Raw genomic sequence first — 13,185 nt, 5'->3', positions numbered from 1 at the left:
GGAGATGCAGGACGGTCCGAGGTGTCAGGCGAACACCTGCGTGCAGAGCCGGTCGACGGCGTCGCGCACAGCCCCTCGCGCCGGGGCGAGGTACTTGCGGGGGTCGGTGACCCCGTCGTTCGCGTCGAGGAAGTCTCGCACCTGACGCGTGTAGCCGACGTTGAGCGCGGTCCCGACGTTGATCTTCCGGATCCCGCGCGCGACGGCGTCGCGCAGCATCGCGGCGGCCACGCCGGACGACCCGTGCAGCACGAGCGGGACGGGGACCTCGGCGGCGATCCGCTCGACGAGGTCGAGGTCGAGCTCCGCGGTCGTGCTCGTCATGGCGTGGGAGCTGCCCACGGCGACGGCGAGCCCGTCGACACCGGTCGCGGCGACGAAGGACGCCGCCTCGTGCGGGTCGGTCCGCACGCCGGGCGCGTGCGCACCGTCCTTGCCGCCGATCGCGCCGAGCTCGGCCTCGACCCACAGCGTGGTGTCGTGCGCCGACCGGGTGAGGTCGCGGGTCGTGGCGACGTTGTCCGCGTAGTCGAGGTGGGCGGCATCGACCATGATCGACGTGATCCCGAGCCGCCACGCCTGGTCGACGACCTGGCGCGCGAGGTCGACGTCCTGGACGTGGTCGAGGTGCAGCGAGACGGGGACGCGCGCCGCGACGGCGATCTCGCGGCAGGCCGCGACCAGGGCCGTCATGCGGCCCTCGTGGTAGCGGACGGCGTTCTCGCTGACCTGCAGGATGCCGGGTGCCCCGGAGTCCTCGAGGCCGGCGACGATGCCCTCGGCGTGCTCGAGCGTGATGACGTTGAACGCGAGCACGGCGCCGCCGTCGCGCGCCGCCGCAGCGACGAGGTTGCCCGTCGCGGCCAGGGTCACAGGGCACCTGCCGGCACGAGGGCGCGCAACGGCTCGGGGAGCAGGTCGCCGTGCGCCGTGACGAGCTCGTCGCACAGGGCCCAGATCTGCTCCGGCGTGAGGGTCGAGGACGCGTTCGGGTCCATGAGCACGGCCTGGCGCACGAGCCGAGGGTCGCCGGTGCGCGCCGCCTCGACGGTGAGCGCGCCGACCGAGACGTACGGCTGGTTGAGCGCCGCGCACTGGGCCGGGAGCGAGCCCATCGGCACGGGGCGCAGACCGTCGCCGTCGACCGCCGCCGGGACCTCGACGACCGCACCCTGGGGCAGGTTGCCGATCAGCCCGTGGTTGGGGACGTTGACGTGCACCTCGCGCGGCGTCCCGGTGATGAGCGAGTGGATGATCTGGGGCGCGTACTCGCTCGCGCCGTCCTCGAGCGCGAGGTCCTCGCCGGCGGCGAGCGCACGCCGCGCCGCCTCGAACTCAGCGACGTTCTCCCGGCTGATGCCGACGTACTCGAGCGGCTGCAGGCGGTAGCGCTCGATCTGATCGTCGGAGCGGAGGAACCAGGGCAAGTACTCGGAGGAGTGCTCGCTCGTCTCCGTCGGGTAGTAGCCGAGGCGACGGAAGATCTCGACCCGGACGCGACGCTCGAGCCCGGGGTCGCGGCGGATCGTCTCGCGCAGCCGGGGGTACAGCGACTCGCCCTGGTGCTCCCACTCGAGCAGCCACGCCTGGTGGTTGACCCCCGCGGCCCGGTACCGCGTCTCCTCCACGGGGACGCCCACGAGCTCCGCGAGGTCGTGCGCCGTCCAGTAGACGGAGTGGCAGAGCCCGGCGACCTTGAGGTCGGGAGCGACGGTGGAGACCCACCACACGTTCATCGCCATCGGGTTCGTGTAGTTGAGCAGCCACGCCTGCGGGCACAGCTCGCGCATGTCGGTCGCGATGCCCTCGAGCACCGGGAACGTGCGCAGCGCGCGGAACACGCCGCCGACGCCGGTCGTGTCGCCGATGGTCTGGCGCAGGCCGTGGCGCGCGGGGATCTCGAGGTCCCTCAGCGTCGCGTCGATGCCGCCGACCTGGATCATGTTGACGACGAAGTCGGCACCGTCGAGGGCCCGGCGACGCTCGGCGTACGCCTCGACGGTGGCCGACGCCCCGAGCTGGCGGCTCACCTGACGCGCGGTGCCCTCGGCGACGCGGAGCCGCTCGGGGTCGATGTCGTGCAGCACGAGGCGGGCGTCGGCGAGCTCCGGGTAGCGCAGGATGTCGGCGACGAGCTGGCGGGTGAAGACGACGCTCCCGGCGCCGACGAACGCGATGCTGACCATGTCGACGATCCTGGGCGCCGTCGAGCGCACTGTGCAAGAATACGATCAGATTTCGCTGATAACACTCACTCTGACTGAGCGATTTGCCTCGTCCGCTGCCGAGAGCGTCGGACACCCGCCCCGCAACCGCCGGAAGGAAGCGCATGTCCGTCGCACCCGACGCCGCGCCCCGCGCGATCTCCCACAAGCGCAGCGACCGCATGATGCGGGCGTTGACGTACGTCAACGAGCACGGCACGGCGCGCCTCACGGAGCTGGTCCGTGAGCTCGGCGTCTCCTCGGCCACGATGCGGCGCGACCTCGCGGACATGGAGGAGCAGGGCCTCGTGCTGCGCACGCACGGCGGGGTGCGCGCCCTCGACCCCACGACGGAGGTCCCGGTGCTCCTGCGCGACTCCCGGTTCCGCGAGGCGAAGCTGCGCATCGCGCAGCACGCCGCCGGGCTGCTCCCGCCGGGACGCTACTCCGTCGCGATCAGCGGCGGCACGACGGCGGCGGCCGTCGCGCGCGCCCTGGCGACGCGACCCGACCTCGCGATCGCCACGAACGCCCTGACGACGGCGACCGAGCTCGCCGCGCGCAGCAACCTGCAGGTCATCATGACCGGCGGGTTCGTCCGGTCGAGCTCGCTGGAGGCCGTCGGCGTGCTCGCCGAGCACACGTTCAACGCGATCAACGTCGGCACCGCGTTCCTGGGCACGGACGGCATCAGCGTGCGCGGCGGCGCGACGACGCACGACGAGACGGAGGCGCGCACCAACCACGCGATGGTCGCGCACGCCGAGCGCGTCGTCGTGGTCGCGGACGGCTCGAAGGTGGGGCGCGTGACGCTGGCCAAGATGGCGGACCTCGAGGAGATCGACGTGCTCGTGACGGACTCGTCCGCCGACCCGGCCGCGCTCGACGCGATCGCCGCGGTCGGCGTCGACGTCCAGGTCGTGCCCGACGACGGTCCGGTCGCGGCCGTGCGGCCGACCGAGGGGCCGACCGCGCAGCGCTGACCCCGCAGCGGGTCTACGGCACCGGGAGCGCCACGGTCTCGACCGTGACCTCGCCGACGAGACGGCGGGCCAGGTCCGCGTCCAGGACGGCCGCACCGGGGACCTGGGCGTTGGCCGTGCCCGCGGCGGCACCGAGCGCCACCGCCTCGGCGAGGGACGCCCCCGCGTCGAGCGCGACGAGCATCCCGCCCAGGAACGAGTCGCCGCTCCCCACCGGGAAGCGGCCGACGTTGCCCTCGAGCCGCACGCGCAGGACGCTCGTGCCGTCGCTCGCCCACGCCCCCTCCGCGCCGTCGGTGACGACCACGAGGCCGCCCGACCGGTCGCGGAGCCCGGTGACGAGCACTGGACCCGGCGTGTCCTCGGGGACGCCCAGCAGCTCCGCCGCCTCGCCCCGGTTCACCTTGACCAGGTCCGGCCCCTCGCCCACGGCGCCCGCGAGCGCCGGGCCGTGGCTGTCCACCGCCACGCGGGCACCCGCCGCCCGCAGCCGACCGACGACGGTGCCGACCATGCTCGGCGCGATGGTGCCGGGGAGGCCGCCGGACAGCAGCCACCACCCGCCCTCGCGCGTGGCGAGGTCGAGCGCGAGCCCGACGACGCGGTCGAGGGTGTCCGGCCCGACGGGGACGGCGCGCTCGTAGATCTCGGTGAGCGCACCGGTGCCCGCGGCCAGGACCGAGACGCACGTGCGCGTCGGGTGCTCTCCCGTCACGACGTGCAGGTCCACACCGTCGGCTCTCGCCCCGGCCGCGACGTCCTCGCCCGACCCCCCGGCGAGGACCGCGACGGCGGTCGTGCGGGCGCCGAGCGACGCCGCGGCCCGGACCGCGTTGAGCGCCTTTCCCCCGCCGACACGTCGGACCTCGCGCGGGCGCTGGATCCCCTCGAGCGCGTCGACGACGTACGTGACGTCGAGCGAGGGGCTGAGGGCGAGCGCGGAGATCATGCGAGCGCGGCCCGGAGCACGGCGAGCGAGGCCTGTGCTCCGGTGCCGCCCGGGCCGAGCGTGGACAACGAGCCGGCGCAGGCCGCCCAGCGCACCCGCTCGGCCTCGTCCGCGACCCCGTGCGCGAGGGCCGCGAGGTAGCCGGCGTCGAAGCTGTCACCGGCGCCGGTCGTGTCGACGACGTCGACGGCGAGACCCGGTGCACGGACCACCTCCCCGACCCGACCCACCGACCACCCACCGCGCGCACCGTCCTTGACGACCACGCGCGGGCCGCGCGCGGCGACCGCCCGGGCGAGCGCGACGTCGGGCTCGTCCGCCGACCCCTCCGGCGAGCGGGCGCCCAGGGCGGCGGCGACGGCGCGCAGCTCGTTGCGGTTCGGCAGCAGCACGTCCACGTGGGGCAGCAGGTCTGCGAGCCCGGTCCAGCGCTCGGCGGGGTCCCAGTTCGTGTCGAGGCTCGTCGTCCACCCCCGCTCGCGTGCGGACGCGAGGACCGCGGGCAGGTCCGCGGCGAGACGCGGCTGGAGGAAGTACGACGCGACGTGCACGACGCCGAGCGGCCCGTGCCAGCCGTCGAGCACGGCGAGCGTGTGGGAGCCGGCGAGGGTCGGGATCGTGCCGGGGACCGTGAGGATCGCCCGGTCGTCGGGCGTGGAGAGGATGACCGAGAGCCCTGTCGGCTCGTCGTGGGCGACGTCGACGGCGGACACGTCCACCCCGGCGGCGCGCAGCGCGTCGAGCGTGAAGGTGCCGAACGTGTCCGCGCCGACGCGCGCGACGAGCGTCGTCGGCACCCCGAGGCGCGCGACGCCGGCCGCCGCGATGCTGGCCGAGCCGCCGAGGACGAGGTCGCCGGAGTCGGCGAGCTGCTCGGCCTGGCCGAAGCGCGGGACGACGTCGCCACGCAGCACGAGGTCGACGTTCGCGTCGCCGACCACGACGACGGGTCGTGCAGTCGTCCGGTCGGGTCCGTCGGGCAGGGTGTAGGGCGTGGTCATCCCTTGACTCCGGTGAAGGTCATGGTGGCGATGAACTGGCGCTGGGCGAACAGGAAGAACAGCACCAGCGGCAGGGTCGCGACGACGTTGCTCGCCATGAGCAGCGACCAGTCGGTCCGGCGCGCGCCCTGGAAGTTCGTGATCCCGAGCTGGAGCGTGAACGACGACGGGTCGTTGATCGCGATGAGCGGCCAGACGAGGTCGTTCCACGAGCCGAGCAGCGTGAAGATCGCGAGCGTCGCGAGCGCGGGCCGCGCGAGCGGGAGGATGATCCGCCAGAACGTCGCGAGCCGGGAGCACCCGTCGAGGACGGCCGCCTCCTCGAGCTCGGGCGGGAGCGACAGGAAGAACTGGCGCATGAGGAAGATCCCGAACGCCGACGCGAGCCACGGGACCATCGCGGCGGCGAGCGTGTCGATGATGCCGATGCGCGCGAAGAGGACGTACGTCGGGACCATGAGGAGCTGGGTCGGGATCATGATCGTCGCCATGATCGCGAGGAACCCGAACGTGCGGCCCGGGAACTTGAGGCGTGCGAACCCGTACCCGGCGAGCGAGCACAGCACGATGTGCGACGCGACGGCGACGACCGAGACGAGGACGGTGTTCGTCGTCCAGCGCAGCACGTCGGTCTCGGTGAAGAGCTTGACGTAGCCGTCGAGCGTGAGCTGCGAGGGCCAGAACCGCGGAGGGAACCGGTTGATCTCCGCCTCGGGCGTGAGCGACGTGAGGAACATCTGCACGAACGGCGTCGCGAACAGCGCGGCGACGGGGACGAGCAGCAGGTGCCACAGCCAGGCGCGTCGCCGCCGGCGCCGCGGTGCAGGGGTGGCGGTGGTGGCGGCGGGGAGCGGGCCGTCCGGGGCGCCGGGCGGCGCCGCCTGCGGTCCGCCGGGAGTCGTGGCGTAGGCGGCAGGTCCGGGAACGGTCGTCGACATCAGAGTCCACCAACCTTCGTGCGGCGGGAGTAGAGCGTCACGGCGATGGTGATGAGCAGGGTCACGGCGAACAGCCCGTACGCCACGGCTGACGCGTACCCGAACTCGAGCTCCTTGAACGCCGCCTTCCACAGGTAGTACACGACCGTCTCGGTCGACCCGAGCGGGCCGCCGCGCGTCGTCGTGTAGACGAGGTCGAAGAGCTGGATCGCCTGGATCGTCTGCCAGATGGCGACGAACACCGTGACCGGGGCGAGCTGGGGGAACGTCACGTGCCAGAACGACTGCCACCGGTTCGCGCCGTCCACGCGGGCGGCCTCCGCGAGCTCGACCGGGATGTCCTGGAGCGCGGCGAGGTAGATGACGGTCGTGAACGCGGCCTGGCCCCACAACGACATGATCGTGATGACGACCATCGCCTGTGACGGGTCCTCGAGCCAGCCCTGCTGCGGGAGGCCGAGGACGCGCAGCACGTTGTTCACGAACCCGAACTGCGGGTTGAACAGGTAGGTCGTGAGGATGCCGGTGGCCGCCGCGGAGACCACGAACGGCAGGAACACGAGGGTGCGGTAGACCCCGACCAGGACGAGCCGGCGGTTGAGCGCGACCGCGAGTCCGAGCCCGAGGAAGAGCGACGCCGGGACGAACAGCGCGGTGTACAGGAGCGTGTGCCCCACCGCGGCTCCCAGCTCGGCGTCGGTCAGCATGCGCCGGTAGTTGTCCGCGCCCACCGGTTCCGGGGTGGAGAAGCCGTTCCAGTCCTGCAACGACAGCAGGAACGCCCAGACCGCGGGGAAGATCGACAGACCGACGACGAGCAGGGTCGCCGGGGTGACGAAGCCCCACCCGGCGAGCGCCTCCCCCGTCCGGCGGCGCCGCGGGGCCCGCCGGACGGGGGTGGGCACGATCGTCGGCGTCACTGGTCCGCCAGCGCTTCGTCCGATCGGTCGGCGGCCCGCTCGAGCGCCTCGCGCGGTTCTCCCTTGCCCTGGAGGACCTCCGAGACCGCCGTGCCGACCGCCTCGGAGAGGTTCACGTACCCCGGCACGGTCGGTCGAGGGATCGTCGCGTTCTCGCTGTTCTGCGCCATGACGTCCAGGCCGGGCATCGCCGCGACCTGTGCCTGGAACTCCGGCGAGTCGATCTCGCTCTCGCGCAGCGGGAGGTTGCCGTAGACGACGTTCCAGCGCACGTCCTGCTCGGGGTCGGTCAGCCACCTCGTGAACTCGTACGACCAGTGCTCACGGTTCGCGTCCTGGTGGTCGAACAGGACCCAGAGGTCGGCGCCGGAGATCGTCGTGTGCTCGCCGTCGTAGGCCGGCAAGGGGACGACGCCGTACTGCGTGCCCGCGACCTGGAGGTCGTACAGCGTCCACGGCCCGGACGTGACCATGCCGATCTGGTCGCTCGCGAAGATCTGCGTGAACTTGGTGTCGGTCTGGTCGAGGTAGACCGACCCGTCCTCGACGGCCATGTCGCGCAGGAACGTCAGCGCGTCCACGCCGGCGTCGGAGTCGAACGTCGCGGTCGTGCCGGACTCGTCGAGGATCTCCCCGCTCCGCTGCCACAAGTGCGGCCAGAACTGCCACGTCGTCTCCTCGGAGCCGGAGACCCCGTAGGCGTAGCCGTACGTGCTCGTCGAGGGGTCCGTGAGCTCCTTCGCCGCGGCGCGGAAGTCGTCCCACGTCCAGTCCTCGGTCGGGTAGTCCACGCCGGCGGCGTCGAACACCGTCTTGTTGTACAGGAGCGAGAGGTTGTCGACGACGGCCGGGAAGCCGATCGTCGTCTCGCCGTCCGGCTGGGCGGTGGCGCGAGCGGCGCCGGAGAACTCGTCCCAGCCGACGTCGGGGTCGCTCACCTGGTCGGTGATGTCGAGCGTGCGCTCCGACTCGGCGAGCTCGCTCGCCCAGGAGCCGAACGCGTAGGAGATGTCCGGGTAGGTGCCGCCCGCGAACGAGGACGACAGCTTCTGCAGCAGGTCCTCCGTCGACGGCGCGCCCGACGACACCTCGATCGTCACGTTGGGGTGGAGCTCCTCGAACTCCTCGGCGAGGCCCGTGAGGATGGTCTGGGCCTGGTCGGCCTGGCCGGTCCACCACGTGAGCGTGACGTCGGCCTCGGGGTCGAGGGTCGTGGCGCCCTGGGTCCCGGACGAGCACGCCGCGAGCAGCAGCGCGCCGGAGACGACGACCGCTCCGGCGGCTCCCCGGGCCACGGTGAGAGGACGGTCGGGACGGCGGCGGGTGGGATGACGGAACATTGTCGGCCTTGTCTCTTGGGCGGTCTCTTCGTCGAGTGTCCGGGTACTGCGTCCCCGTCGTTGACGGGCTGTCGCGGGTCGTCCTCAGCCGAGGACGACGGAGCGGGTGAGGTGGCGCGGCGCGTCCGCGTCGAGGCCGCGGTCGGTGGCAAGGGCGACGGCGAGGCGCTGGCACTGCACGAGCTGGACGAGCGGGTCCCCCTCGAGGTGCACGACGGTCGCGCCGGTGCGCCGCACGTCCTCGGCGAGCGCCGGGTCGTCGTCGCCCAGCAGGATGACGAGCGTCGCGTCGGTGGCGACGGCGACCGGCCCGTGCCGGTAGTCGAGCGCGGGGTAGGACTCGGACCACGCCTGCGCCGCCTCGCGGATCTTCAGCGCCGCCTCCTGCGCGAGGCCGTAGGCCCACGAGCGGCCGAGGAACACGAAGTGCTCGAACGCGCCCGGCTCGACGGGCAGCGGCGTCGCGAGCGCCTGCTCGGCCTGCTCGACGAGGTCGGAGAGGTCCTCGCCGAACGCCTGGCGGGCGACGGCGAGCACGGAGGTCGGGAACCGCGTCTGGACGACCGACTCCTCGTCCGCGAGGTCGAGCACGAGGACGTCGTCCGCCGCGAGGGCGACGGGCGTACCTGCGACCCCGACGACCGCAGCGGTGCGCGTTCCTGCGGGGACGGCCGCGAGCGCCTCGAGGCACTCGCTCGTGGTCCCCGAGCGGCTGATGACGACCACGCGGTCGTAGGGACGCGTCGGGTGCCACTCCGACGCGTACGCGGCGTCGGTCTCGCCGAGGCCCGCGTCCTCACGGAGGACCGCGATCGCCTCGGCGACGAACGCGCTCGTCCCGCACCCGAGCACGAGGACGCGCTCGCCGGGCGCGCCGAGCACGGAGCCGGTGGCGGGTCCGCCCGCGAGGGCCTTGGCCCACACGTCGGGCTGGCTGTGGATCTCTCGCTCGGTGACGGCGCTCGGGCTCACGTGCTTGTCCTGTCGTCGGCGGGGTCGTGACCCCGGGTCCAGCGGTGGTGGGTGCCGCACGGCGCGGACCCGATGCCCAAGATCCTGCTCATCGTCTGCGCGATAGTCACGCAGAGTGGCACATTCACTCACTATGAATGATCGGTTCGCGTAACATCCGTGAAATCTGCGCGCGCGGGGCAGATGCTCGAGGACGTGACCGATCCTCTCCATCACGCCACCCCGCCCCCGGTGCCGCCCGTACCCGGCCTGCGGCTCGCCGACTGGGAGCCGCGTGCCCGCGTGCGGCTCCCCCGGACCGACGTCACCCGGGCCGCGGTGGCCGCCGTCGACGTCCACAACCACCTGGGCCGCTGGCTCACCGCCGACTGGTGCGCGCCGGACGTCCCCGCGCTGCTCGACCTGCTCGACCGCACGAACGTGCGCACGGTCGTCAACCTCGACGGCCTGTGGGGCGACGAGCTCGAGGCCAACCTCGACCGGTACGACCGCGCGCACCCGGGCCGGTTCCTCACCTTCTGCCAGGTCGACTGGGGGGCGCTCGCCCACGCGGGCGGCGAGCGCGAGGTGCAGCGGCAACTCCGCGACGCCGCGGCGCGCGGGGCGCGCGGCCTCAAGGTGTGGAAGAACCTCGGCCTGACCGTCACCGGCCCCGACGGCGCCCTCGTCGCGCCCGACGACCCTCGCGTCGTCGAGACGCTCGCGCTCGCGGGCGAGCTCGGGCTGCCCGTCCTGATCCACGTCGCCGACCCGAAGGCGTTCTTCGACCCGCTGGACCGGTACAACGAGCGCATCGACGAGCTCTCCGCGCAGCCGTCGTGGTCGTTCGCCGACCGGTCCCGGTTCCCGTCGTTCGATCACCTGCTCGACGCGTTCGAACGCCTGCTCGTCGCGACGCCGGGGACCACCTACGTCGGCGCGCACGTGGGCTGCGTCGCCGAGGACCTCGACCACGTCTCACGGCTCCTGCGGTCCGCACCGAACCTCGTCGTCGACGTCGCGGGCCGGCTGGGCGAGCTCGGGCGTCAGCCACGGCGCTTCCGCCGGCTCGTCGAGGACTTCCCCGACCGGGTCCTGTTCGGCACCGACGCGTTCCCGTTGTCTCGCGAGCAGCTCGAGACGCACTTCCGGTTCCTCGAGACGGCCGACGAGCACTTCTCCTACGCCCCCGGCGACCCCGTTCCGCCGCAGGGTCGGTGGGCCATCTCGGGCGCGGACCTCCCGGCGCACCTTCTGCCGGCGCTCTACGCGGGGAACGCGTGCCGGGTGCTGAAGCTCGACGGGTCCTGACCTCCCGGGTCAGGGCAGCACGACCTCCCGCGCCGGGTGCACCGACGCGTCGAGCACGACGCGGTCGCTCAGCGGTTCGTCGAGCTCGACGACGAACGGCGTCGGCGGGTTCGACGGGCAGTCCGCCTCGCCGGTGCGCGGCTCGACGCCGACCGTCACGGCGATCGCGTCGTCGCGCACCGCGAGGTCGGAGAGCCGCACCCGCCCCTCGGCGTCCTGTCCGCTGTTGCACGCCATCTCCGTGACGAGCAGGTGCACCTCGTGCGCGTCAGGCACCGGCGGGTGCTCCGGGTCGAGCGTGAGCGTCGCGGTGCTGAGCCCGCCGAGGTCGGCGCGCAGGGCACAGGTCTGCGCGACGGTGAGGGACCACGTCGGCACGGGGTCTCCGTCCGTGGCGTCGGTCAGCTCGATCACGAGCATCTCGTGGGTCCGGACGTCGCCGGCCCCCAGGTCTTCCGGCTGGTCGAGCACGCGCAGCAGGGCGACCCGCTCGGCCCCGACCACTCTCCCCGTACGTGCCACGCGGTCCTCCTTCATGTCCCGAATGCGTGGCGACCGGGCGCGACCGTGCGGGCCTGCCGTGGCCGGGGTGACGACCCGCCGCTTTACTCGTGGTGAGTGACAGCGTGCGCACTGTCACACTGTCGGACAAGACAAACCCCATACGGATGTCTTGAAATGGGACCCATCGACCACAACCGTCGTCCGACGAGGCGACGCCCGCAGGTAGGGGGACACCATGACACGAGCCGTCGTCACGGGCTACGGGGCGGTGACCCCGGTCGGGCTCACCGCGGCGAGCACCTGGGACGCGCTGCTGCGCGGCGAGCCCGGGGTGCACGCCATCAAGGACGACTGGGCCGCCGACCTGCCCGTGCGCATCGCGGCGCGGGTGGACGACGCGTTCGCGGAGGGGCTCGCCGTGCGCGAGGCGCGCCGCACGGACCGGGCCGAGCAGCTGACGCTCGTCGCGGGCCGCGAGGCCTGGGCCTCCGCAGGGACGCCCGACGTCGATCCCACGCGCCTCGCGGTCGTCGTCGGGTCCGCGAACGGCGGCATCGCGACGACGCTCGACCAGTCCCACGTGCTCGACGAGCAGGGGCCCCGGCGCGTCTCGCCGCACACGGTCACCATGCTCATGGCCAACGGGCCGGCGGCGTGGCTCTCGATCGACCTGGGCGCCAAGGCCGGGGCGCGCGCACCGATCAGCGCGTGCGCCGCGGGGTCCGAGGCGATCACGATGGGCCGGGAGATGATCCTCGCCGGGTCGGCGGACGTCGTCGTGTGCGGGGGTGTGGAGGCGGGCGTCCGGCCGTTCTCCCTCGCCGCGTTCGCGGCGGCGCGCGCCATGTCGACCCGCAACGACGAGCCCGAGCGCGCGTCGCGCCCGTTCGACGTCCACCGGGACGGCTTCGTCATGGGCGAGGGGGCGACGCTCCTCGTCCTCGAGAGCGAGGAGCACGCGCGGGCGCGCGGCGCTGCGGTGCACGGCGTCGTCGCCGGGGCCGCGCTGACCTCGGACGCGTTCGACATCGTCGGCGGGGACCCGGAGAACCAGGCCCGGACGATCGGGATGGCCCTGCGCGCCGCGGGCCTCTCCCCCGCCGACGTCGGCCTCGTCCACGCGCACGCGACGTCGACCCCCGTGGGCGACGTCAACGAGTCCGACGCCCTGCACGCGGCGCTCGGCATGCCCCCGCCCGTGACGAGCACCAAGGGCGCGACGGGCCACCTGCTCGGTGCCTCCGGCGCGCTGGGAGTCCTCGTCGCGCTGCTCGCCGTGCGCGACGGCCGGGTGCCGCCCACGCTCAACCTCGACGCGCTCGACCCGGCGATCGACCTCGACGTCGTGCGGGGTGCCGCCCGGGACACGACCGCCCGCCACGCGCTGGTCAACGCGTTCGGCTTCGGCGGCCACAGCGCGAGCGTCGTCGTCTCGCGCGACTGACCCCTCGGCCCGAGAACGAGGTCGCTGTCGTTCTCGGCGCCAGAACGCGAAGAACCTCGTGCTCGACGGCGAGCAACGCCGTGCTCGCGCGAGGATGGGGACATGGACCTCGACGCCCGGCTCGCCGACATCACGACGCTCACCGTCGACGCCATCGTCAACGCCGCGAACTCGACGCTCCTCGGCGGCGGGGGTGTCGACGGCGCGATCCACGCCGCGGCAGGGCCCCGGCTCCTGGAGGAGTGCCGCCGCATCCGGCGCACGACCCTCCCCGACGGCCTGCCCGTCGGCGACGCCGTCGCCACCGGCGCCTACGACCTCCCCGCCCGCTGGGTGGTCCACACCGTCGGGCCGGACCGGCACCGCGGCCAGACCGACCCCGCGCTCCTCGCGTCGTGCTTCACGCGGTCGCTCGACGTCGCCGCGGGCCTCGGCGCCGCGACCGTCGCCTTCCCCGCCGTGAGCGCGGGTGTCTACGGCTGGGACGTCGACGACGTCGCGCGCGTCGCGGTCGAGGCCGTCCGCGGCTGGTCGGGCGCCGGGGCGGGCACCGACTCCGGCACCGGGGTCGCCGCCGTGACCTTCGCGCTCGCGTCGCCGCGCGCGCTGGCAGCGTTCGAGGCAGCGCTCGGACGCTGAG

Annotated in this window: 13 protein-coding genes; 4 read left to right on the top strand and 9 right to left on the bottom strand. The window is 73.4% G+C overall.

Annotation, left to right across the window (positions count from 1 at the left end; genetic code table 11):
* Positions 1 to 24: 24 nt before the first annotated feature.
* Both ACFC2L_RS06190 and ACFC2L_RS06185 read right to left on the bottom strand, forming a co-directional pair.
* Positions 25 to 873: a class II fructose-bisphosphate aldolase gene (locus tag ACFC2L_RS06190; protein WP_375823412.1), complete on the bottom strand. Its 849-nt coding sequence runs from the start codon at positions 871 to 873 to the stop codon at positions 25 to 27.
* Entirely contained in the window at positions 870 to 2,186 is a 1,317-nt protein-coding gene (locus ACFC2L_RS06185; RefSeq protein WP_375823411.1) for an alpha-glucosidase/alpha-galactosidase, read from the bottom strand. The genes ACFC2L_RS06190 and ACFC2L_RS06185 overlap by 4 nt, the downstream gene beginning before the upstream one ends.
* 143 nt (positions 2,187 to 2,329) lie before the next feature.
* On the opposite strand from ACFC2L_RS06185, the gene ACFC2L_RS06180 reads away from it, so the two are divergent.
* Positions 2,330 to 3,187 (top strand): DeoR/GlpR family DNA-binding transcription regulator, encoded by an 858-nt coding sequence (locus ACFC2L_RS06180; protein ID WP_375823410.1) that lies wholly within the window; start codon positions 2,330 to 2,332, stop codon positions 3,185 to 3,187.
* 13 nt (positions 3,188 to 3,200) lie between these two features.
* Here ACFC2L_RS06180 and ACFC2L_RS06175 read toward each other — a convergent pair whose 3' ends face one another.
* The 6 genes from ACFC2L_RS06175 to ACFC2L_RS06150 form a co-directional block, all read right to left on the bottom strand.
* Positions 3,201 to 4,136, bottom strand: coding sequence for a 1-phosphofructokinase family hexose kinase (locus tag ACFC2L_RS06175; RefSeq protein WP_375823409.1), 936 nt, complete (start codon positions 4,134 to 4,136; stop codon positions 3,201 to 3,203).
* Positions 4,133 to 5,137: a carbohydrate kinase family protein gene (locus ACFC2L_RS06170; protein ID WP_375823408.1), complete on the bottom strand. Its 1,005-nt coding sequence runs from the start codon at positions 5,135 to 5,137 to the stop codon at positions 4,133 to 4,135. The genes ACFC2L_RS06175 and ACFC2L_RS06170 overlap by 4 nt, the downstream gene beginning before the upstream one ends.
* Positions 5,134 to 6,075 (bottom strand): carbohydrate ABC transporter permease, encoded by a 942-nt coding sequence (locus ACFC2L_RS06165; protein WP_375823407.1) that lies wholly within the window; start codon positions 6,073 to 6,075, stop codon positions 5,134 to 5,136. The genes ACFC2L_RS06170 and ACFC2L_RS06165 overlap by 4 nt, the downstream gene beginning before the upstream one ends.
* Positions 6,075 to 6,980, bottom strand: coding sequence for a carbohydrate ABC transporter permease (locus ACFC2L_RS06160; RefSeq protein WP_375823406.1), 906 nt, complete (start codon positions 6,978 to 6,980; stop codon positions 6,075 to 6,077). The genes ACFC2L_RS06165 and ACFC2L_RS06160 overlap by 1 nt, the downstream gene beginning before the upstream one ends.
* An 11-nt stretch (positions 6,981 to 6,991) precedes the next feature.
* A complete protein-coding gene (locus ACFC2L_RS06155) occupies positions 6,992 to 8,290 on the bottom strand; it encodes an ABC transporter substrate-binding protein (protein WP_375823405.1) in 1,299 nt (432 codons plus the stop codon).
* A gap of 129 nt (positions 8,291 to 8,419) precedes the next feature.
* Positions 8,420 to 9,307, bottom strand: a complete 888-nt coding sequence (locus ACFC2L_RS06150) for an SIS domain-containing protein (RefSeq protein ID WP_375823404.1) — start codon at positions 9,305 to 9,307, stop codon at positions 8,420 to 8,422.
* Between the two features lie 195 nt (positions 9,308 to 9,502).
* On the opposite strand from ACFC2L_RS06150, the gene ACFC2L_RS06145 reads away from it, so the two are divergent.
* The gene (locus tag ACFC2L_RS06145) at positions 9,503 to 10,597 is read left to right on the top strand and encodes an amidohydrolase family protein (RefSeq protein WP_375823403.1); all 1,095 of its coding nucleotides are present in this window, start codon (positions 9,503 to 9,505) and stop codon (positions 10,595 to 10,597) included.
* Between the two features lie 9 nt (positions 10,598 to 10,606).
* Here ACFC2L_RS06145 and ACFC2L_RS06140 read toward each other — a convergent pair whose 3' ends face one another.
* A complete protein-coding gene (locus tag ACFC2L_RS06140; protein ID WP_375823402.1) occupies positions 10,607 to 11,119 on the bottom strand; it encodes a hypothetical protein in 513 nt (170 codons plus the stop codon).
* A gap of 217 nt (positions 11,120 to 11,336) precedes the next feature.
* Here ACFC2L_RS06140 and ACFC2L_RS06135 point away from each other — a divergent pair, with 217 nt between their 5' ends.
* Complete coding sequence (locus ACFC2L_RS06135) at positions 11,337 to 12,545, top strand: beta-ketoacyl-[acyl-carrier-protein] synthase family protein (RefSeq protein WP_375823401.1); 1,209 nt, start codon at positions 11,337 to 11,339, stop codon at positions 12,543 to 12,545.
* Positions 12,546 to 12,647: 102 nt separating this feature from the next.
* Positions 12,648 to 13,184 (top strand): O-acetyl-ADP-ribose deacetylase, encoded by a 537-nt coding sequence (locus ACFC2L_RS06130; protein WP_375823400.1) that lies wholly within the window; start codon positions 12,648 to 12,650, stop codon positions 13,182 to 13,184.
* Position 13,185 lies beyond the last annotated feature (1 nt).

It is taken from the genome of Cellulosimicrobium sp. NPDC055967 (genome assembly GCF_042269845.1).
Classification (GTDB): Bacteria; Actinomycetota; Actinomycetes; order Actinomycetales; family Cellulomonadaceae; genus Cellulosimicrobium.
Note: the sequence above shows the minus strand (reverse complement) of the source record. Positions and strands in the feature narration are given on the sequence as shown.

What these genes read in the sequence shown, in the direction of transcription:
- ACFC2L_RS06180 (WP_375823410.1), top strand. Translation starts at nt 2,330, where the DNA reads ATGTCCGTCGCACCCGACGCCGCGCCCCGCGCGATCTCCCACAAGCGC.
- ACFC2L_RS06170 (WP_375823408.1), bottom strand. Translation starts at nt 5,137, where the DNA reads ATGACCACGCCCTACACCCTGCCCGACGGACCCGACCGGACGACTGCA.
- ACFC2L_RS06135 (WP_375823401.1), top strand. Translation starts at nt 11,337, where the DNA reads ATGACACGAGCCGTCGTCACGGGCTACGGGGCGGTGACCCCGGTCGGG.
- ACFC2L_RS06175 (WP_375823409.1), bottom strand. Translation starts at nt 4,136, where the DNA reads ATGATCTCCGCGCTCGCCCTCAGCCCCTCGCTCGACGTCACGTACGTC.
- ACFC2L_RS06130 (WP_375823400.1), top strand. Translation starts at nt 12,648, where the DNA reads ATGGACCTCGACGCCCGGCTCGCCGACATCACGACGCTCACCGTCGAC.
- ACFC2L_RS06165 (WP_375823407.1), bottom strand. Translation starts at nt 6,075, where the DNA reads ATGTCGACGACCGTTCCCGGACCTGCCGCCTACGCCACGACTCCCGGC.
- ACFC2L_RS06185 (WP_375823411.1), bottom strand. Translation starts at nt 2,186, where the DNA reads ATGGTCAGCATCGCGTTCGTCGGCGCCGGGAGCGTCGTCTTCACCCGC.